This is a genomic window from Niastella sp. sgz303648 (assembly GCF_059587045.1).
This window is the reverse complement of sequence record NZ_JCAPSW010000007.1, coordinates 234,606-254,838: the sequence shown is the minus strand read 5'-3', so window position 1 is coordinate 254,838 and position 20,233 is coordinate 234,606. Positions and strand designations below refer to the sequence as shown.

Sequence of the window (20,233 nt, the reverse complement as noted above, 5' to 3'; positions counted from 1 at the left end):
CAACCCTTCGGCTCCGCTCAGGGTCACCAGGCAGCCCTTCGACTACGCTCAGGGTCATTCATGGCCAGAAGGTAACCTTTCGGCTTTGCTCAGCGCCACCAGGCAGCCCTTCGACTACGCTCAGGGTCGCTCATGGCCAGAAGGTAACCTTTCGACTCCGCTCAGGGCCAATGATCGCCCGTTCTCTATTCAATGCTGAGGCTTTTTTCAGCGCACATCTTTGAATAAAATCTTCATATTTTTTGATCACATTTTCCCAGCTGAAATGATCGTGAATTTTTTGCAGATTATTATTGATAAAAGATGCTTCGCTGCCATCGCGAACGGTGTTTTCAATAATAGCAGTAACCTGCTGCGCAGTAGAAAAATAAAACGAATCTTTCTGCAATACCGAATGGTTAAAGGGATTGTCGTGGGCAGCGATCAGGGAGCGGCTGGCCATGGCTTCGAGCAGGGAAGGGTTGGTGCCGCCTACACTGTGCCCATGAAAATACAGGTTTGAATATAATTTAAGCGAATGAATTTTTTGAGGGCTGTTGTATATGCCGCCGGTAAACTGAATGCGCTGGTCGTGTTTATATTTTTGCACAAGCTGTTTGCCCAGTTTATTTTCAACGGAACCTACTACCAGAAATTTTTTATTTGAATGGCTGGCATGAAAGCCGTCGAGAATCATTTCGATGTTATTCTCGGCGGCCATTCGGGCCATCAAGATATAATATTCGTGTTTTTTTACACCATATTCCTGCAACAGGCTTTCGTCTTCGTTATTAAAAATTTCGGCGCCGTAAGGAATATGTTCGCTGGCTATGGCATATTTGTTTTGCAGGTACGATTGTATAACAACCGAATCGGCGATATAATAATTGCTGAACCGCACCGCCATTTTTTCGGCCAGTTTTAAAAACTGCTGAACCGGTTTTGAGTATTTGGTGCGCTTCCATTCCAATCCATCCATATTGAAGATAAGAGCGCTTTGGTTGGGGTAAAACCAGCCCCAGGCCGAGCTGCTGGTAAAACCCAGCATCAGAATTACATCGAACTTTCTTCGGCGTGCATCCAGTATGCAATTGAAGTCGTAAATAAACTGCCCGAAGCTTCCTAACTGATATTCGGGATCGTAACAATGGATCAGCTGCACATTTTTCCATTCAGTTTGCTGATACGGATGATTGTGCGAGTTATATACAAATACCTCATGTCCCTTTTCTACCAAACCGGTTGACAGGTATTCGGCAAATTGTTCAAATCCGCCATAATGATTGGGTATGCCTCTGGTTCCTAATATGCCTATGCGTAACGTCATTGTAATAAAACTTGTTTATAAGCGGCTGCCGTTTGAAAAGCTGCCTGTTGCCAGGTATAATGATCTGTTATTTTTTGCCGTAGTTTTTCGCTGTGGCTATTTGTAGCTGCTTTTTCAACAGCCTCTAAAATGCTGTGCGGTGAACCGGGGTCGCAATATGCTGCCTCGTTATCATAATACTCCCTCGTATATCCCTTGTCGGTGATCACAATATTGCAACCCATAGCGGCTGCTTCGAGCGATGAAAGACCGCAGGTTTCGAACCAGCTTGGTAAAATATGCACATTGGCTTTCTGGTACCACTTCACCAGTTGCTCCTGTGGCAAATGATTTATAAATGAAATGTTGGGCGCTGCCAGTTTTTTGCATTCGTTATAATACCACAGCTGGTTAGGGGCCGGCGCACCAATAATAATGAGCCGGTATTTTGTGTTATTAAGCGCTTTGATAAGATTTAACTGGTTTTTTATGCCTTCTATTCGTGCCACACATAATATCAGCGAAGGATCTTTTGGTATGCCGGTGTTATAGCTGAACAATGCCGGCTCAATGCCATTGTGAATTACTGTATAACCGGGCAGCCGGTTGCTGTACTCATACAATTGCTCATATTCCATTTTTGAATTTGGCAATATCAGTGAAGCCCTGTTCAAAATTTTTTTGATACTCTGCTTATGCCCTTGCCATAAGTAGGAGGGCGTCATCAGGGCATCGGTGCCCTGGGCCCACCGGGCAATAGTTTTTATGTATTCAGTACTGTTTTTCGATAAAATGCGAAACAACTTACCGGCCAGGCCCTGCCGGTATAACTGATCGTACTCATGATAGTTTACAAGGTTGGGCGATACAACAAAAGGTTTGTTCGATTTATCGATATGGTACACGATATCGGCCGGCCTTACAATATTGAAATAGTGTAACAGGTCGTATTTTTTGTAATCAATGTGCTTGTTGGTTAATTTAATATCAACCACTACTCCCAACCGGCGTAACTGTTGGGCTGTATTAATGATCTGAAAGGTATCTCCGCCTTTTACCGTAAATAATGTTGACCGGGTGATGAATGCTATTTTCATGTTAACCTTCCTGAAAATATTATTCGTTGTATTGGCTCCTTAAGTTGCCTTGATGGAATTTTATTTTGATCTGTGGGTAGCCGTGCCCGCTGAAGGGGCCGGCAGATGCCTGAAAAGAATAGTGAAGAGGGGTAAATAAGCAGGTTTTAACAGGGGAGGAAGGTCCCGGGTGCCATATTGTCGTTTGAATAAGGAAATCGTTAAACCCTGCGTATAATATTACCTTAAGTAACCCGGTAAATGTATTTTTGCCGGCAAAGGAGAAAAGATATTTATGCGATCCCTGTTTTTGATGGATGATCAGGCGACTCAATTAAGTAAAAAAGAAAAAATATTATATGCGCTGATAGTACTGTTTATTTTCACCTTTTACCTGCCCAAAGTACCCGTTATAAACAATATTGTTATCGGGGGTTTTTCCTTTTTCTGGTTTTTTTATAATTCTTTTAGTGAAAAACTTAACCTGTTGCGCCGGCGAAAAGAGGTTGTTTTAATGATATTGTTTTATGTGCAACATGTAATCAGCGCTTTTTTATCGAATAACCAGCACGAAGGATTTTCGTGGGTAATTATCAGAATGCCGCTGCTGGTATTTCCGGTTACTTTAGGTTTAATGTATATACGGCAACCACTGAAAGAAAGGATTATTTATGCATGGGCCGTTATTACCACCATTGCTGCGTTTGCCTGCATCGTATGGGCGGTTAAACGAATTATTTCTACTGCCGATGCTTCGCTTTTGTATAATGATAATTTAACCGACCTGATCGATAAACAATCAGTATACGTGGCGCTGATGGTGAACCTGGCTATTTTTTGTTACGGTTATTTATTGAGCATTCAATCGGCTCTTGTTTCAAAACGGGCCTTTGTTTATACCGGCATCTTTGTTTTGCTGATAGCGAATTTTTTGATGGCAAGCCGCATTAACATAACCATTTTATATACCGGCATTTTTTGTTACACGGTATGGTATGCAATAAAGAAAAAGCGATTTATGCCGTTTATCGGGGTTGTGGCAGGTGTAGGTATTGCGTGGTTATTGCTGGTTAATTTCTTTCCTAAAACAATAAATCGCTTCAGGGAACTGGGTTATACAAACTATGAATATTCGCACCACGGGGTCGAAAGCCATTTTAATATGGAGGTAAAAAGTGATCAATGGAACGGCGCCAACATTCGGCTGGCCGTATGGACCTGTGGCTGGGAAGTGGTTAAACAACATCCGTTGGTGGGCGTGCAGTTAGGCGATAAAGTAGATAGTTTGATGAAAGCATATGCCGAAAAAAAATTTGATTTTGGCTACGACAGCCGCCGCAATATGCATAACAACTATCTCGACATACTGGAGTCATTTGGCATAGTGGGATTGCTGTTGTTTTTGACAGGATTTATACTGATGCCCCTGTTTAAATGTATTCGTAGCAAAGATTATTTTGGAGTAGCGGTTATACTGGCGTTTATGCTGGTTTTTGTACCTGAAACCTATTTCGACCGAAGTATGGGGAATATGGTCTTTGCCTTCTTTATTTCTCTTATTATAAGCTATAAGGGCGCCAGCGCCTCCCGCCTTGCGGGACAGTAGCGCTAAGAGCTTAAAGGAGCAAAAGAGAAGAAAGAGTTGTTGATATACAATTTAACGTTTCCGATTGCCTATATAGACATTGAAATTTTGAGAACAAAATATCTCTTTTTTCTTTTTTTACTCTTATACCCTCTTAGCTAAAAAAGAGAAGTCCCGCGAAGCGGGACTAAAAGAGTATATCCCAGAAAATTATTTGTGGTTATCGTCAACATACATTTGAACCGCTTTGTCGGTATCGCCAAAATACACCAGGCTGCCATTTTTCATAAAGGCTGTGCGGTTACAGTATTTCTGAATAACACCCATACTGTGGCTAACCAGTATTACTGTTTTACCTTCTATCCAGCTCGATTCAAATATCTTAATGGCTTTTTCCTGGAATTTCATATCGCCTACAGCGAAAATTTCATCGAGGAACATAATGTCGGCGCCTGCATTAACGGCAATGGAAAAGCCCAGGCGCGCCACCATACCTGATGAAAAGTATTTGATCTTGGTATCAACAAACTCTGTCAGTTCGGCAAAGTCAACGATCTGATCAAAAATTTTGTCGATCTCTTTAATTTTTAAACCCAATAGTGAAGATGAAACGTAAATGTTTTCGCGTGCAGTAAGCTGGTGGCTCATACCAACGCCCAGGTTCATTAACAGGGTGCTGCCATAGATATTGATCTGACCTTTATCAACGGGGAACACGCCTGCCAGTATCCGTATCAGCGTCGATTTGCCGCAGCCGTTACGGCCCAGCAAGCCTATGCACTCACCTTTGTATACATCGAAGTCCATTGTTTTAATGGCTTCTACACGTTTTGAACGGGGGGGATTGAACAGGTTAAATAGCCGGTGTTTAACGGTATTATGACTGTCTTCAGAAATGTGAAACGTTTTACTGATTCCTTTGGCCCGTATCGCCAGTTCCTTTTCCATGTTTATAATTTTTCAGCTGCTTTGGATCCTAATTTATTTAAGAGGAACAACCCCAGCATAAGCAATAAAATGGCATATGAAAAATCGAACAGGAACAGTTTAAAATCGGGGTAGGTTCCTTGCATGGTTGCTTTTCGGGCATTTATAATGATGCCCGCTAAAGGATTAAGGTAATCAAAAGATGGTAGTCTTTCTTTAAAAGTATCGAGTCGGTATAGAATAGGTGATAAGAAAAAAAGAAATTGGGTAAATACCTGCCACACCTGTGCAATGTCTTTACCTATAATGTATATGTTAGACAAAATTAATGAAGTTGCCAGGGATAACATATACAGATTAACGAAAAGTGGAATGATCCAGAGCGTATTAAAATTACTTAAAGGCACTCCCTTTTCAATTAAATTAAAGAACAGCAAAAACATCACGAAATTGAAAAAGAATCCAATGGAATTGCTCAGCAGCGTGGAAACATAAATTTCCAGCTTATTCATATTGCTGTACTCGTACAGGTATTTCTTGGTATGAAGTATCTGTACAGTGCCGGTAGTTGATTCAACAAAAAAGTTCCAGGTTATTAAGCCGATAAAAAGATAAGATGCAAAAGCCGGAATATTTTGCTTTAATATGATTTGAAATACCACATAATAAATGGCAATATCCATTATGGGTTTAATCAATGCCCAAAAGAGACCAAGTTTGTTTTCGTAGTAACGTAATTTAAATTCAATTTTAGCAAGCAACCATATACGCTCGGACTTGTTGGATCGCCTGAACCAGTCCGTTAAAATTGCTATGATCATTATTTATTTTTTAAGCGTAATGCTATTTTTTTTAACGTTTTATTCTTCTTAATAATTGCTTTTGCCTTTCTGATAAGCCAGCTGTTGTTTTCGGTATTTGAAGATACTGTAACTGCAAATGTTGGATTATCAAAAAGAAAACCAGGGCCATTTGCATTCAGCAAATTATTTATTTGGGTTGCAAAGGTAGCATAATAACGGCTATGTTTTTCGGCTATGTATTTATAGGAGTAAAGTAGCTTTTCCCGGGTTATTTTTCTGATCATCGAATCCTGGCGTACCCGGTAATGGAAGAGAAATTCAGGGAGCACAACCCCGTTATAACCATTTGATATTAAATGTACTACACTTTCATAATCTTCCAAACCATAATCTACTTTTTTATCATTCAGGCCCGATTCCAGGAAGGCAGCTTTTTTATAAACAAGGCCGCTGCTGTTTACCGGGTTGTGCACAAGGGTATAAGGAGGCTGTGGATTAAACGTTGCCCATTTTCGGGGGGTATCGCCAAAATACTGTACAAAACAGCCCACGAAGAACACATTTTCGTATTGTTTTAGAACCCTGATGGCTTTTTCATAGTAGTCGGGTGTTACTATATCGTCGGCATCTAAAAATGCCAGCCAGTCGCCGGATGCCTTTAAAGCCCCGAAATTGCGGGTATGGGCCAGCCCTTCATTGGGCTTATGCAATACTTTAACGCCATAGGTACCCGGTAGTGTTTTTAAAAGCGCCTGATCTTCTGCTTCGGTACTTCCATCATCAATGATCAGAATTTCAATATCGGCATACGTAGAGGCTTTCACTGAGTTTATACATTCAATGATGTATTTACTCATGTTGTAATAAGGAATAACCACGCTCAGCAGGTTGCCACTGCTTTTAACCGGTTTATACTGGTTCTGATACAGAAAAGGAAAATGCGTACCGGTTTTTTTATTTTGGATGATGTTGTTCAGCAACTGTAATTTTTCTTTGCCAATGGTAACAGGATCATACATGGCTGCTACCTTTTCTTTGGCTGCATAACCAATGGCTGCTATTTGTTCGCTGGTCAGCGAAAGTACCAGTTTCAGTTTTTCTTCAAAGTCGCCCTCGATGGTATGATCGAATAAAAAGCCGTTAATGCCATGGTCGATCATTTCGCGCTGGCCGCCCTGTACCGATGCAAGCACCACTTTGCCCACGGTCATGGCTTCAATAACCACATAAGGCAAATTATCGACTATACTGGGCACAATAATTACATGCGCGCTTTGCAATTCATTTTCTATATCGGCTGGTTTTATTTTACCCCTGAATTGCAATAATCCCTGATTGATATACTTTTCATATTTTTTATTGAATATCTGACCCATTGTCAACTGCTCGGGGTGATAAACGATATCGGTACCGCCTATAATATGTAAAGCATGTGCAAAACCATTATCCCATAATTTTTTGAAATACGACATCAGCTCAAAGCTGCCTTTTTGCGGGGATAGCTTGCCATAAAAAACAATTTTATTGCGTTCAATGGCATGGGGCTTATTCAATGAGGGCTTGTAATAGTAAGGATTACGTATTACAATTTTATTTTTTTGGGTGATATCAACATAAGGCTGAATGGCATCGGCAATAAATGCGGTTGGAGCAACCAGGTAATCGGCCATTTTAATGGCCTCTTTTTCCATTTCGCAGGTATGAAAATCGGGGAACCTGTACACCGGCACCCGGTTGTACTCGAGGTACAAAAACGCGGGCGAATGAAGTGTAATAATGACGGGTATATCTTTTACGGCCGGATACAACAGGTGTTTATATTGAAGTAAATAATATCCGATACCGAGATAATCCTGTGCTTCGATTATATCGGGTTGTCCTTCAATTTCTATTATTTGTTGAACTATAATTGCAAATTCGTAGCTGAGCCGGGCCGTATAGCCTAAATAGTCGGCGGTTTTGCTTCGGTTGGTATTGAACCTGATAATCCTGTTGCCTTCGGGTGTATTGGAAATTTTATAGTCTGCAATTGTATCGTCGGGTACAAAAGTGGTAATCGTTATTTTCAGATCAACGAGCATACAGGCTGTATGGTAACAGTAGGTACTGATGCCACCGCCGTGAAATGGGGGATATTCTGTTGTAAGAAGCCAGTAATTCAAATTATACTATTTGATTGGCCGCAAAGTAATGAAATCTGTGCGATATCCCCTTTAACGCACCCCACCTCAATGCTATCGAACAATCAATTACCACTTCTTTTTGAAATCGCCCCTTGAAAAGAATTTTTCAATGAGGCAATAGAGGTAAATAAAGAAATAGCGGCTTCCCATTTCCCTGATCTTGAGCTTCGATTCGCCCGATTTTCGGTTTCGCCACGAATTGGGGATGCTGGTATAAGAGTAATTTCTTACTATGGCTTTGAGGGATAATTCGAGGGTTAAATTAAAGTGTGGTGATAAAAAAGGTTTTAATCCCTGTATGGTTTCTCTTTTATATAATTTAAAAGCATTTGTAAGATCGTTGTATCTGAGTGCCAGGCTCCAGCTGATGAGGTTGTTCACCAGCCTGTTTAAAAATCTTTTGGGCTGAGGATAATCGTATACTTTGCCGCCTTTCGTCCACCGGTTACCAAAAACACAATCGTAATTATGTTCAACCATGGTGAAGTAAAACTTTACCAGGTCGGCCGGGTCATCGCTCAGGTCGGCCATCATTATGGCAACACATTCGCCGGAAAACCTTTCCAGTCCGAACCTGATGGCAAAGCCAAAACCATTTGGTCCCGGGTTGGTATAATAAACAAGGGTAGGGATGTATGTTTTAAGCTGTTCTAATATTGATAGTGTATTATCTTTTGAGTTGTCGTTTATTACCAGTATTTCATGGTCGATATTTTCTTTTTTCAAAGTTTCATATAAAGTAGTTATTGTTTCGACAATACTTCCTTCTTCATTGTAGGCTGGTATAACTACAGATAATTTCATCATGTCAGCTTTTATACTTTTTTATATTATCGTTGAAAAGTGATCTGAATGTACGTTTGCCGGTAAAAACTTTTATTAAATGGCCCAGGCGCTTATACCATAACGGAAGCACCTCGTATTCGTTGTTATAATAGTTTTGCAGCGCAGTGGCCTGCGACGACGATCGTAAAATGCGATTGTGCTCAACCTGATTACTGATTTCCTGTTGGGCAGCGCCTGACAGCACCTCCAGTTGTTGTACCTGTTGCTGCAACTGTTTTACCCGTTGTTTTAACGCATACATCAACGGGTTTTGCTGCTGAAACAGCATTTCTTCTGCTGCAAGCGCCTGGTTAACCGCCATTGTATCGCCGGGTTGTAAAACTTTTATAAACAAGGCATTTTCGGGCGTCGTATTGTTTAATAAGTTATTGTACGCCTTTTGTATTAATGATGGATTGTTCGCTGTGTAAACTGCAGTGGCTTCATTTGCGCCGGGTTGCAGGTACTGTATTTGCAATTGCAAATAACCCTGTGCTTTTGCAACCTGTTGTAACTGATCGGCGCCGGCTTTCAGGTCATTTGCATTTACTGATTGCAATAACACCAGCGGTATTCCCTGTAGTTTATAATAATTGCCAAAGAAAAAGAAGGAAACAATATCCCTTGCTATTTCATGCGTAATGGCTTCGGTAATATTGAGGCATAAGCAAAACCGGTTGCTCACAGGTAATGCCGTAGCCGTTTTAAAACAAGCTGTGGCATTATCGCCCGGTAGGTTTATTTCCAGTACAGGTATGCTTTCGGCGATAGCTTCGGGCTGTATGCCCTGAGGTATTATATAAAAAACGTCGATTAACATTACACCCCCTTTATTTGAAATCCTTTACTGGTTACCAGCCAGCATAACAATCTTTCCCAGGCGTGGGTGGTGGTTGGCCCATCCACATCGGTAATATTGCCCGGTTCCAGTTCGCCGCGAATTTGTAATGGTGGGTTGATGCTGAAAAATTCCTCAAATAAAGATGCCCGTACCCAAAACATGGTGCCGGCTACATATTGTAATCCGGGCGGGTTGATGCCGTATTTATTTTTCAGATTTTTAATAAGGCCTGAATCGGTATAGGCATTGCTTTTTTGTTCGTTATCGAGCTCATTGCGAATGGCGTTTTCAGAAGCTACAATACCGGTTTGCGGATTATTGAACAGTTCAATTATTTTTTGCTGAAATTCTTTTTCGGCAATGCGAAAAAGGTCTTTTTTCCATTGTTTGCTGTGGCTGTGGTACGGACTGTGCTTATCGTGCAGTAATAAAATATAATCGCTTTTCAGCCCCAGTTTTAAATACGCATCCATCAACACGAGTTTGCCACCGATATCTTTACCCTGGTTGGTTGATTGTTTTACGATCAATTGCCTGCATTCTGAAGGCGGTTCGGTGTATAGTGAGTCTGTTTGGGAAATTCTGTAATACGAGCCGGCCACGCCATTATACAATAAATACCAGGGCAAGGTCAGTTCACTGGCAAAAAAGTTCATCCATTCCTGGTCGTTGCCATAGTAATTATGAAAGAAAACAGATAATATGGGCGTGGCTTTTTCCAACGGAGTATGGTATTTTTTGAAACGGGGTGAAAGTAGTGCATTTTTTGTAATCTTTCAGGTTCGCCGGGGCAATAATGGGGCTGGTGCCCAACAGCCTTTACGGACCCGGGGGCGTCCCGGGCATAAGTATGGCAGGCACTCGCAACACTTCTATCATAGGCTCTCCTTTCCAGTTAGGGAATACTTTATAAAGCTGCGCGTTAATATTATTTTTTTGCAGTGCGTTGAGAACATTTGCCCTGTTGCCCTTGAAATTTTCAAATTCAGGCCGTAAAGTATAAATGTATGTATCCTTCCCGCGGTTGATGTTTTTGAAAATAGTTACAGCATCTTCTTCTTTGGTGAATGAAGGCCATGCATCGTTAATATTTTCAAAAGATTTGCTGTTGCCAATGGCCAGGGTGCCCATTCCCCAATCGGTGCATATAAAATTGGCATCAGGATAATTTTTTACCAATAGAGCCGCCTTAGTATTTGCCGGATCCCAGTTTGAGTTGATCGGTTTGGCAAATGCCCTGATGCAAATAACGGTAGCAGTAATACTACCGGCTGCTACCAGCACCAGTGAAAAAAGAGTTGCAATTCGTACAGGTTTAATAGCAACACCATAGCTGCTCCATACTGCGCCAACAAGCGGCGCCAATATAAATTGCCATAATCCGCATAATATAGATGAATGGTGCGGACCGGTGGCTGTTTTTGTAAGTACAAAGGCCATTGTTACAAATGCGAATAATACAAGGGCCCATATAAAAAGGCGTTTGGCTTCTTCGTTTTTTATTATTTGTCTGATGCCCCATATGCCGATGATAATAGCAACCGCATATCCTGCCCAAAACCATGGTTCGGGGCGCAATCCATCGCCCGATATAAAATTAAGCGCACCTCCTCCGGAGAGTACATATCTGATCAGGTTTACAGCGTTACGAAGGCGGCTGCCCCAGCCGATATCAGTATGCTCGGCTACAGAAATACCTCGTACCACTGCTGCTGCAAGGCCACCGGTTGCCATCGCTGTTAATAACAAGGCATGGGTTGGACGATTGCGGGTAAATTCTTTCAATTTGCCTGAATACACTACAACCAGCGAACCGAATGCTGCACTCGCCATCCATATAAAATTCAACTTATCAAATATGCCCAATGCTGCTGCAATCGCTGCTATCCAGGCCCATTGTACTTTCATAGTGCGTATCCAGCTTACGATCGACAATACCAGCAAGCCTCTGAAAAAAAACATCAACGCATTCGGTCCCCAATCAAGGCGGGAATGTATTATAATGGTAGGATCTAATAAAATCATTACAGCCCCGGCTACAGCCGCACGCGGACCAAAGCCTCGCCACAGAGCGGCCACCAGCATCATTGCTCCGGAGGTACCAAACAAAATTGCAGGTAATCGCACACTCCAGGTGTTAACACCGAATATCGAAAAAATGGGATAATAGATCCATGCTTTCAACGCACCAATATACTCCATGAGAAATACGGGCACGCCCATAAACCGGTAATTGATGAAAATGTTTGATTTGCCGCCTAATGCAGCATTCACAAAAAGCATTTCATCATAATACAAACCCGGATTATTAAGGTTACAGCAAGCCAGAATAACGGCCGTTATAAAGCAAAACAAAAAAAACAGTACATAATAACGGTTGTCTTTGCTTTGGATTTCTGCAATAAAAGCACTTTTCTTCATTGAATATATGTGTGTTTGAGGTGCGAATTACATTTTTTGCAGTATTATATAGGAAGAAAACAATAGCTTCGACCATAATCCGTATTGAGACACTTCCATATCGTTTTTTTGATGCCCATACGATAAAAGCAGGTTTTCGAGATATACGTTTCTGCAATAACCCTTTTCAAGCGTAATTAAATTCAACGAATTTACATAAGCGCCTATTTCATCAAGATTTATGGGAGCAATGTGCGTATGGTCGTCGAAGAAGTTTATTGTTGTACAGGGAAATCCTTTTTCAATATAATGCTTTTTCGACGGCAGGTTTGCTGTATGCATTGAGGGTGTTTCAATATATATAACACCATTTGGTTTTAGAACCTTGTTGCACTTTTGAAGTAACAATTTCCAGTCTTTAACATGCTCAATTAAATGCGAAAGTATGATACAATCGAAAGATTCTTTTTCAAAAGGAAGCTCATCATTATCGAGGTTCAGTATTGCATATTTTTCATACAGATGAAAAAACTCACCTTTTTGCATGTCTACCACATTCATCTTCAGATCTTTTCTGACCGGCAGCAGATAATCCTTCCAAAAAAACAAACCACCGCTTCCTCCACCAACATCCAATATGTTTCCACCTGTTACTGAAAATATTTTAAATGATTTGAACCGTTGATGATATTGCCAATGTAATTTAATTAATTCATCCCGGGTATATGCGCCCAATGGCAGTGGTTTAAATGATTCCAGATAATCAATGGCGTTTTTAACCATCGGTTCTACATGTTGTGTAAACATAAAGTGCTTTTTGATGTATGGTTAACAATTAAACAAGGGTGTTTTAATTTTTATTTGCTCATGATTTCCTGGGTAAAAATTAAATAGGGAACGTTTTCAGATTTATGAACTATAACGCTATCAGAATCAACAGTAAATATTTTTTTGCCGGCAAATCTGTTATTGGTTGTATACCGGGTGCCGTTTATAACCAGGTCGTATTTATTGGGCAGTGAATACCAGTTATAAACAAAAGGCGCTTCCATGATAAAGGCCTTTACTTTATCGGGCGATTTGTAATTGAAATCGTTTCTCAGGTCGGGTGTGTTCTCGTCTTTAAGGGAATATTTGCCGGTTTTGATGGTGAATTTAGCGCTGTCGTAATAAACGATCTTAAACAGAAAAACCGGTTCATTAGGTTGTGTAAATTTGGGGTATACTTCGTACATATCAGCAACCAGATAACCTTTTTTATTCAGCGCCTCTATCATGCCCCCGTCGATAGACTCATTATTGGCGGCAACAAATAGATTTTTAGTTTGTGATTGCGGTCTTATTATATTTTTTTCGAATTGCTTTATTGAATCAGGTGTTCGCCCATAAGAAGTGAGATCGTAAACAGGCACCTTGTTGTTCAGTAGTTTGGAAAGCCCGTCCCAGGCAAACGGCTCCATGCTCACAAACGCATCAATTTTGGGAAGTATATTGCTTTTATCGATAACGGTATTGTAATCAGAGAGCATACGATTGAGATTCGCTTTTCTGATTTTTTTATCGTGCAGTAATAAAGAATAATTATGCCAGGATAAATTTACGTTTTTAATGTAAATGTTTTTTGTGGTGTCATATACCTGAAATAAAGCGGCAGCGAGCATAAGAGCAATCGCTGCTTTGTTTTGCAGGTACAGTAGCCATAAACTGATTGTTATACCATACAATATTTCAACAATAACGCCATACCGGTAATACCCTGTTGTTATGCAGCAGGCATAATCGAGTGCAATTGCCAACAGCGAAATGAAAAATATTATGCGAATGAATTCATTTGATCTTTGTTTTCGTGCCTGTATTAAGTAATACACAACCGATCCGATGCTTATAAAATAACCGAATAAAAGCCGGTAGCTATAGAGCGCCCATTCGTTGCACCGGTTTTTGTTTAACAACGTTACTACCGGGTAAATAAATAATTCGTAGGTTTTTTGGTAACCCCATCGCGAATCTTTCCAGTTTTCGGCGGGGAACAGCGTGGAATGAAATAATTTATTAAAGAACGGAAAAATAGGGTTGCCGGTTTCTATTTCATTATACAACAGATAAATTCCGGGAAATACGAGAATGGTTAACGGAATAGCGAACGTTTGAAGAAGCTTTTGAGCTTTAAAGTTTTGTATGAAATAAATTAAGCAAAGGATACCTACATAGGGCAGATAGGTTAGCTTATAGGTTAATGTTAATGACGCAAGGAGGAAAAAAAACAAATAATCTGTTGATTTGCGATCGTGTTGTTTTACGAAGAAGATGAAATATATCATTTCTAATAAAAAAGGAATTCCTATAAGATCGGGTTTATAGGATCCGATAGTAAAGAAAGTGTTATCGGCAAAAACAACAAACAATGAAAGCAACGCTGGTATTATCAGGTGAATGTTTCTGCCGGTACCATACAATGCAAGTATCTTTTTTAAAAAATCATATACAGATGCAATAATGGTAAGAAGAAAAAAAGTATTTAGTATGGTTCCAAGCCGGTAACCTAATATATGCCTGAATAACCCAAACACTCTTTCGGGTAGAGGAAAATAATAAGTTCTTATAGCTGCAGCGCCAAAGTTGGCTTTGCTTTCGGTAAAATCAAATTCCTGAAGATATAATTCAAAATGAAAAGTATCGAAGTTCGAATCGGGGAATACGCTTCTGAACAGCCCCAGCCCGATCACAGGCAGAGATACTATCAATAACAACAGCCATTCTTTTTTTCTGTGAGGCTGAAAGATGTTTTTAAGAAACTGATAACCGGATCTTTTATAGTTGAGGGCTACCCATGTGCACAAACCAATCAAAAAAATAAGACTACTGATTACGGTGCTATAAATGTGTTTATGGGGGCTGCTTATATGAAACAGGTAAAAAATAATGTTTATGACATCTGCGAGCCAGCAATAAATGCTAATTAAAACAATAAAAAGAAGAAATGTTAAGCGCATTTTTCATGTTTTAGCTTTAGGGGGTACCGGATCCGGTATTTGTTCGTGTCAGGGCATTCCTGAAAACACTTTCAGGAATGCTACAATTTAAATGCGCCATATTTCAGAATGCAGAAAATGGCCCGAATTCCATCCTTCCAGCTTATTTTTTTCCCTTCGGCATAGGTTCTTCCGTAGTAGGAAATGCCAACTTCATATATTTTAATATTCGGTATTCTCGAAATTTTGGCAGTGACTTCAGGTTCAAATCCAAATCTTTTTTCCTGTAGTTTAATATTTTGGATAATGTCTCTTTTAAAGAGCTTATAACAGGTTTCCATGTCGGTTAGGTTCAGGTTGGTAAACATATTCGACAACATGGTAAGGAACTTATTTCCGATACTATGCCAGAAAAATAAAATTCTGTGAGGCGATCCGCCCATAAACCTTGATCCGTAAACTACGTCGGCAGTACCTTTTAATATGGGTACTATTAATGTATTATATTCATCGGGATCATATTCAAGGTCGGCATCCTGAATCAAAATATAATCGCCTGTTGCTTTGGAAATACCTGTATGCAGGGCAGCCCCTTTGCCCATATTTACCTCATGTTTAAAATAGGTAACAGGCATGTCGGGATTTTTTTGCATATAGCTTACAATGGCTTCTTCCGTTTTGTCTTTTGAGCAATCGTTTACAATAATGATCTCTTTTTTAATATCATTAATTAACTCAACGTCGCGTACTCTGTCAAGTATCAGGTGAATGGTGTTTTGTTCGTTATAGGCAGGAATAACAACAGATAATTTTGTAATCATTGGCGCTATGTAAATAATGCTTAATTGTTAATTAAAAAATGGCACGATCAGCTTCTTTTTGCCAGGTTCTGTTTTCAATGAACTTGAATAAAGTTGATTGCTGCTCATGCAACATTTTCCCATGCTTTACTGTTGTGTCAAGGATCAGGCCGCAGGCAAATAGCAGCAGCGCAATTATTTCAAGAGAAGCTGCCAAGATAGTGGATGGTACTTTCCAAACGTATCCCTGCTCCATATATTCAATAACCGGGGGAACGCCAATAATTAAGCCCGAAATACATAAAACCAAACCCATGATGCCAAAAAATGCGAGGGGTTTATAATCTTTGAAAAGAGAAAACACAATTTTAAGCACTTTAAATCCGTCGGTATAGGTGTTTAATTTTGATACACTGCCCTCGGGCCGGTCGCGATAATCAATTGGAATTTCCTTTACTCTGTAATTATTATGTAATGACCAGATCGTCATTTCCGTTTCAATTTCGAAACCTTTACTAAGTACCGGAAATGTTTTAACAAAGTACCTGTTGAATACGCGGTAGCCGGTCATAATATCGTCTACGTTTGATTTAAACAGGGTATTAATCAGTTTTTTCACCAGATTATTTCCAAAACCATGAAAGGCTCTTTTGTTTTCCTTTGAATAGGCGCCATTTGAAATTCTGTCGCCAAGTACCATGTCGGCCTGGTTTTCTGCTACCGGTTGTATCAATTCGTGTACAAATTCTGCGGGATACGTATCATCTCCGTCTACCAGAACATATATATCGGCGTCTATATCTTTAAACAAAGTTCTTACTACATTACCCTTTCCCTGGCGTGGTTCTTTTAGTACAATTGCCCCATTTGCCAAAGCAATATTGTAGGTGTTGTCGCTTGAGTTGTTGTCGCATACATAAATCTTCGCTTCAGGTAATTGAGTAGCAAAGTCTCTTATTACTTTTTTGATAGTTGCTTCCTCGTTGTAACAGGGTATCAATACAGCAATTTTCATTTCGATTTATCGGGGTTTATAAGCAATTAGTTAGGGGTAATTGAATTTTATTATAAGTTTTATTTTGTCAACGACTTATTTGATTTGCTAAATCACACTTTTCCCGGCACCTTCTTTACTAAAGCTGAAACAGCGATTTAAAAAATTCCTTCGCTGCCTTTTTCGTAAAGTGTTGCCCGGAATATGCAGCGGTTCGCTCACTTAGCTTCTCAAGAGCATTGGCGTCATTATAAAGCGCTGTAATAGCGTTGGCAAAATCCTGAGCCGTATCGTAGGGTTGTAAGATATCGCCAAGATCATTTAATCCTTCGATTCCAAAGGAGGTGCTTACCACCGGTAATCCTTTTGCCATTGCTTCTACCGTTTTGCCTTTTAAACCGGCTCCAAAGCGTAGAGGAATAACTGCAATTTTACAGGTATTATATAACCGGTCTAATTCCTTGTCACTTACAAATCCTTTTATGACAACATTTTCAGAAGAAAATTTTGCTATTCTATCGGGAACATTTGACCCTGTTACAATAAACTGAATATCGGGAATTTGTTTGCGTATAATGGGAAGTACTTCTTCAACAAACCATATAACTGCATCAATGTTGGGTGAATGTTTAAAGCCCCCTACGAAAAGGAGGTTTTTCCGTTCATTGAAATTTGTAATGGGGCTGCCTATTTCATCGTAAAAGAATGCCGGCAGTACTTCAATTTTCTTATCGCGGAAGTCCTTACCGATTATTTCTTTTTCTTTTAAGGTTGGAGTAAGTACTACGTCTGAGTTCTTAAATAAATTATATTCAATGGTTTTCCACCGGTTAGACGATATCAGTTTCTTTTCGTCTTTGGTAATTTCATATTCTTTCAGCTCTCTGATAAAATGCAAATCGTGTCCGTAGTAAAAAATTTTAGCGTGTGTTCTGTTTTGCAGAATTTTTATATACTTCTCAGATATGTGTGGCCGGTTTAATAATATGTAGTCAAAGTTCTTTTCATTTTCCAGGAGCCATTTTTGATAATTTTTGGCGTAATAATTACCATATATTACTTCAATACCTTTTTGCTGGAGTATAGTTGAATAGGGCTCATATTTATAAAAATTATCGCCCATGAATTTCACGTTCATCCCCAGTTCGGTGAAAGCTTCAAGGTATTGATAGGTTGTTCTTGAGCCGGCATCTTTGTCGAACTGCGGTACGTAATGGTCAATTACCAGTATTGTTTTTTTGCCATAGCTTCTGTCTCTTGCATGAAAAACATCTTTTCCATTCGGTAATTGCCGCTGTAATTCTTCGTTCCATGTGGCAGCAAATTTCTTTTTATTTATTTCCTGGTATTGTTTGATATTGGTTAAACCGCTGTTTTTGTTTTGATCGGTGCCATGTGAAAAGCCTTCGTAATGAACAACCTCCGATAAAGGTTGATACACCACCTTCATATTCATTTTACGTATTTTAAAGGCAAAATCAGAATCTTCACAGTAGGCAGGTACATAGGCTTCGTCAAATCCGCCTAATTTATCCCACACCTCTTTCCTGATAAGAATGCTGGCCCCCGAAATGTAATCAACTTCTTTTACGTAGTTAAATTCGGAGGCATCAGGATTTTGTTTATGCCCGAAATTCCATCCCGATGCATCTTTCCATATAATACCTCCCGCTTCCTGCAAACGGCCATCGGGATATATAAGTTTTGAGCCGACCATACCAATTGCAGGATCTTTTTTCATCAGTTCTACCAGCGAGGTTAACCAGCCGCGGGTTACTTTTGTATCGTTATTGAGGAAATGTATGTATTCGCCCCTTGCAAAGGTGGCTGCATGATTACAGTTTTTTAAAAAACCCTGGTTGGTTTCATTTCGTACAACTATAATATTATTTATATAGCTCTCAATGTCTTTTGTTTCATCTGTAGATACATCGTCGGCAAAAATTACCTCATAGGTTACTCCATATGTATTTTGTTTAATGGAGTGAAGGCATTGGTAATTCATTTTCCAGCCATTATATGCGGGAATGATAATGGATACTTTGGGCTTTTCGTATACGGGAAATTCAATTATATCGAAACTGGTAATCTCAACTTCAGCTTCTCTCTTTAATTGTTCGCTATAATCGGTGATTACGTAGTCGTCGTTTTTTTTGTTTCTTAACTTATTGAATATTTTTTTTATTCTGTCATATCTTTTTGAACCGGGTGGCAATATTTTCGCTTTCAGCCTATAATAAACCGAAAGAAGTTTCCACCCTTCTGATGAATAGATTTCTGCCAATTTATTATTGATCTGATCGGCTTCCTGGTAAATGGTAGCGATGCGGTGGTTTTGATCGGATATGATATTTTCTTTTTCATTTAGAAGTTCTGATGCCTGATCTACATTTGTGATATGCTCGGTGATTTCTGCCTTCAGTTCTTCTATCGCAGCCGATTGTAACGCAAGATTTTTTTTGTCTTCAGCTGCTTCTTCGGTAAGTATTTTTATTTTTTCGTGCAGGGAGGCCAGTTGCATTTCGTATGCTTCTGTATTTGCTTCCTTCGGTTGATCGGTTTTCTGATCAACCAATTCATTTTTTTTCAAGGATGTGTTTTGATTAGTGGTTTGCATAAGCTCTTTATTTACCTGAAAAACTATTGAGGACAGGTTGTTATAATCTGCTACTTCTTTATCACTGGCAATGCAAATCAGGTATTTGCGGTTTACGTCTTTCAATTCTCTGTCCCAATTGCATACCTGCAACCGGGTAAGGTTCTTTATATTGTTGCCGGTTATTACACTTACAATTTCATATCCCTGTTCAAACGGGTACACGTATTTAAAATGAGCTTTTAAAAAAGAATGCAATTCTTCTTTTTGAAACTCTTTTATATGAAACTGATTATGAACATTGTGTGTGCCGGAATAAATGTCGGTATTGGGAGTAGAAATAATTAATATGCCATCTTTTTTTAAAACTCTTTTTATTTCATGTGCAAAAAGCTGCTGGGCATCTACGTTAACATGTTCAATGGTTTCAAAAGATATTATCACATCAACACTGCCGTCCTGAAGTGGAATATTTTCAATGGCCCCTTTCTTAAAAGAAAGCTTGTTATCAATGGCGCCATACCGGTCAGATGCCCATTGAATGCATGATTCATCAATATCAACGCCGTAAGCTTTTTGTGCATATTTTCCTATCAAAGCGGTACCATATCCTTCGCCGCAGGCAATGTCGAGAACAATTTTGTTGCGGATAAAGGGTATGATACAGTTATATCGATGCAAATGTTCGAAACCCATTTCATCGTTAATAAGCTCTTTAGTCGGAATAAACCTTTCCCCCGTAAATTCAAGCATAATAATTTTTTTGCAGCAGTTAATTATGGACTAAATGCTTCTTACGTGTTTAAGATAGGGGTGCAATTTTAAGAATACTTCCCGTTTTACAGGGTAACATATTTTAAATTCCGGCATATACAACAGTAACGGCCGTAAGGTTATTCAATGAAAATTAAATGCCAGGGGTAGCAAATTCCTGTCAGACTACACT

The 20,233-nt window shown here is 39.6% G+C and carries 15 protein-coding genes; 1 reads left to right on the top strand and 14 read right to left on the bottom strand.

What is annotated here, in order from left to right; translation table 11 throughout:
• Positions 1-130 precede the first annotated feature (130 nt).
• Positions 131-1,306, bottom strand: a complete 1,176-nt coding sequence (locus tag AC59IL_RS21460) for a DUF1972 domain-containing protein (RefSeq protein ID WP_496554249.1) — start codon at positions 1,304-1,306, stop codon at positions 131-133.
• Positions 1,303-2,382, bottom strand: a complete 1,080-nt coding sequence (locus AC59IL_RS21455) for a glycosyltransferase family 4 protein (RefSeq protein ID WP_496554248.1) — start codon at positions 2,380-2,382, stop codon at positions 1,303-1,305. Before AC59IL_RS21455 ends, AC59IL_RS21460 begins: the two co-directional genes overlap by 4 nt.
• 274 nt (positions 2,383-2,656) lie before the next feature.
• On the opposite strand from AC59IL_RS21455, the gene AC59IL_RS21450 reads away from it, so the two are divergent.
• Positions 2,657-3,967: an O-antigen ligase family protein gene (locus AC59IL_RS21450; protein ID WP_496554247.1), complete on the top strand. Its 1,311-nt coding sequence runs from the start codon at positions 2,657-2,659 to the stop codon at positions 3,965-3,967.
• Positions 3,968-4,156: 189 nt separating this feature from the next.
• Here AC59IL_RS21450 and AC59IL_RS21445 read toward each other — a convergent pair whose 3' ends face one another.
• The 12 genes from AC59IL_RS21445 to AC59IL_RS21390 form a co-directional block, all read right to left on the bottom strand.
• Positions 4,157-4,894 (bottom strand): ABC transporter ATP-binding protein, encoded by a 738-nt coding sequence (locus AC59IL_RS21445; protein ID WP_496554246.1) that lies wholly within the window; start codon positions 4,892-4,894, stop codon positions 4,157-4,159.
• A gap of 2 nt (positions 4,895-4,896) precedes the next feature.
• Positions 4,897-5,694, bottom strand: a complete 798-nt coding sequence (locus tag AC59IL_RS21440) for an ABC transporter permease (RefSeq protein WP_496554245.1) — start codon at positions 5,692-5,694, stop codon at positions 4,897-4,899.
• Entirely contained in the window at positions 5,694-7,838 is a 2,145-nt protein-coding gene (locus AC59IL_RS21435) for a glycosyltransferase (RefSeq protein ID WP_496554244.1), read from the bottom strand. The genes AC59IL_RS21440 and AC59IL_RS21435 overlap by 1 nt, the downstream gene beginning before the upstream one ends.
• A gap of 87 nt (positions 7,839-7,925) precedes the next feature.
• Positions 7,926-8,666, bottom strand: coding sequence for a glycosyltransferase family 2 protein (locus tag AC59IL_RS21430; RefSeq protein WP_496554243.1), 741 nt, complete (start codon positions 8,664-8,666; stop codon positions 7,926-7,928).
• 1 nt (position 8,667) lies between these two features.
• Positions 8,668-9,504, bottom strand: a complete 837-nt coding sequence (locus AC59IL_RS21425) for a hypothetical protein (protein WP_496554242.1) — start codon at positions 9,502-9,504, stop codon at positions 8,668-8,670.
• A complete protein-coding gene (locus AC59IL_RS21420; protein ID WP_496554241.1) occupies positions 9,504-10,247 on the bottom strand; it encodes a rhamnan synthesis F family protein in 744 nt (247 codons plus the stop codon). The genes AC59IL_RS21425 and AC59IL_RS21420 overlap by 1 nt, the downstream gene beginning before the upstream one ends.
• Positions 10,248-10,344: 97 nt before the next feature.
• Positions 10,345-11,946 (bottom strand): ArnT family glycosyltransferase, encoded by a 1,602-nt coding sequence (locus tag AC59IL_RS21415; RefSeq protein ID WP_496554240.1) that lies wholly within the window; start codon positions 11,944-11,946, stop codon positions 10,345-10,347.
• 27 nt (positions 11,947-11,973) lie between these two features.
• Positions 11,974-12,732: a class I SAM-dependent methyltransferase gene (locus AC59IL_RS21410; RefSeq protein ID WP_496554239.1), complete on the bottom strand. Its 759-nt coding sequence runs from the start codon at positions 12,730-12,732 to the stop codon at positions 11,974-11,976.
• A 50-nt stretch (positions 12,733-12,782) separates the two neighbouring features.
• Positions 12,783-14,918 carry a DUF8201 family protein gene (locus AC59IL_RS21405; RefSeq protein WP_496554238.1) on the bottom strand — a complete coding sequence of 712 codons (2,136 nt, stop codon included), beginning with the start codon at positions 14,916-14,918 and terminating at the stop codon, positions 12,783-12,785.
• 80 nt (positions 14,919-14,998) lie between these two features.
• Entirely contained in the window at positions 14,999-15,718 is a 720-nt protein-coding gene (locus AC59IL_RS21400; RefSeq protein ID WP_496554237.1) for a glycosyltransferase family 2 protein, read from the bottom strand.
• Positions 15,719-15,749: 31 nt separating this feature from the next.
• Entirely contained in the window at positions 15,750-16,712 is a 963-nt protein-coding gene (locus tag AC59IL_RS21395; protein WP_496554236.1) for a glycosyltransferase family 2 protein, read from the bottom strand.
• A 118-nt stretch (positions 16,713-16,830) separates the two neighbouring features.
• Positions 16,831-20,040 (bottom strand): glycosyltransferase, encoded by a 3,210-nt coding sequence (locus tag AC59IL_RS21390; RefSeq protein ID WP_496554235.1) that lies wholly within the window; start codon positions 20,038-20,040, stop codon positions 16,831-16,833.
• Positions 20,041-20,233 lie beyond the last annotated feature (193 nt).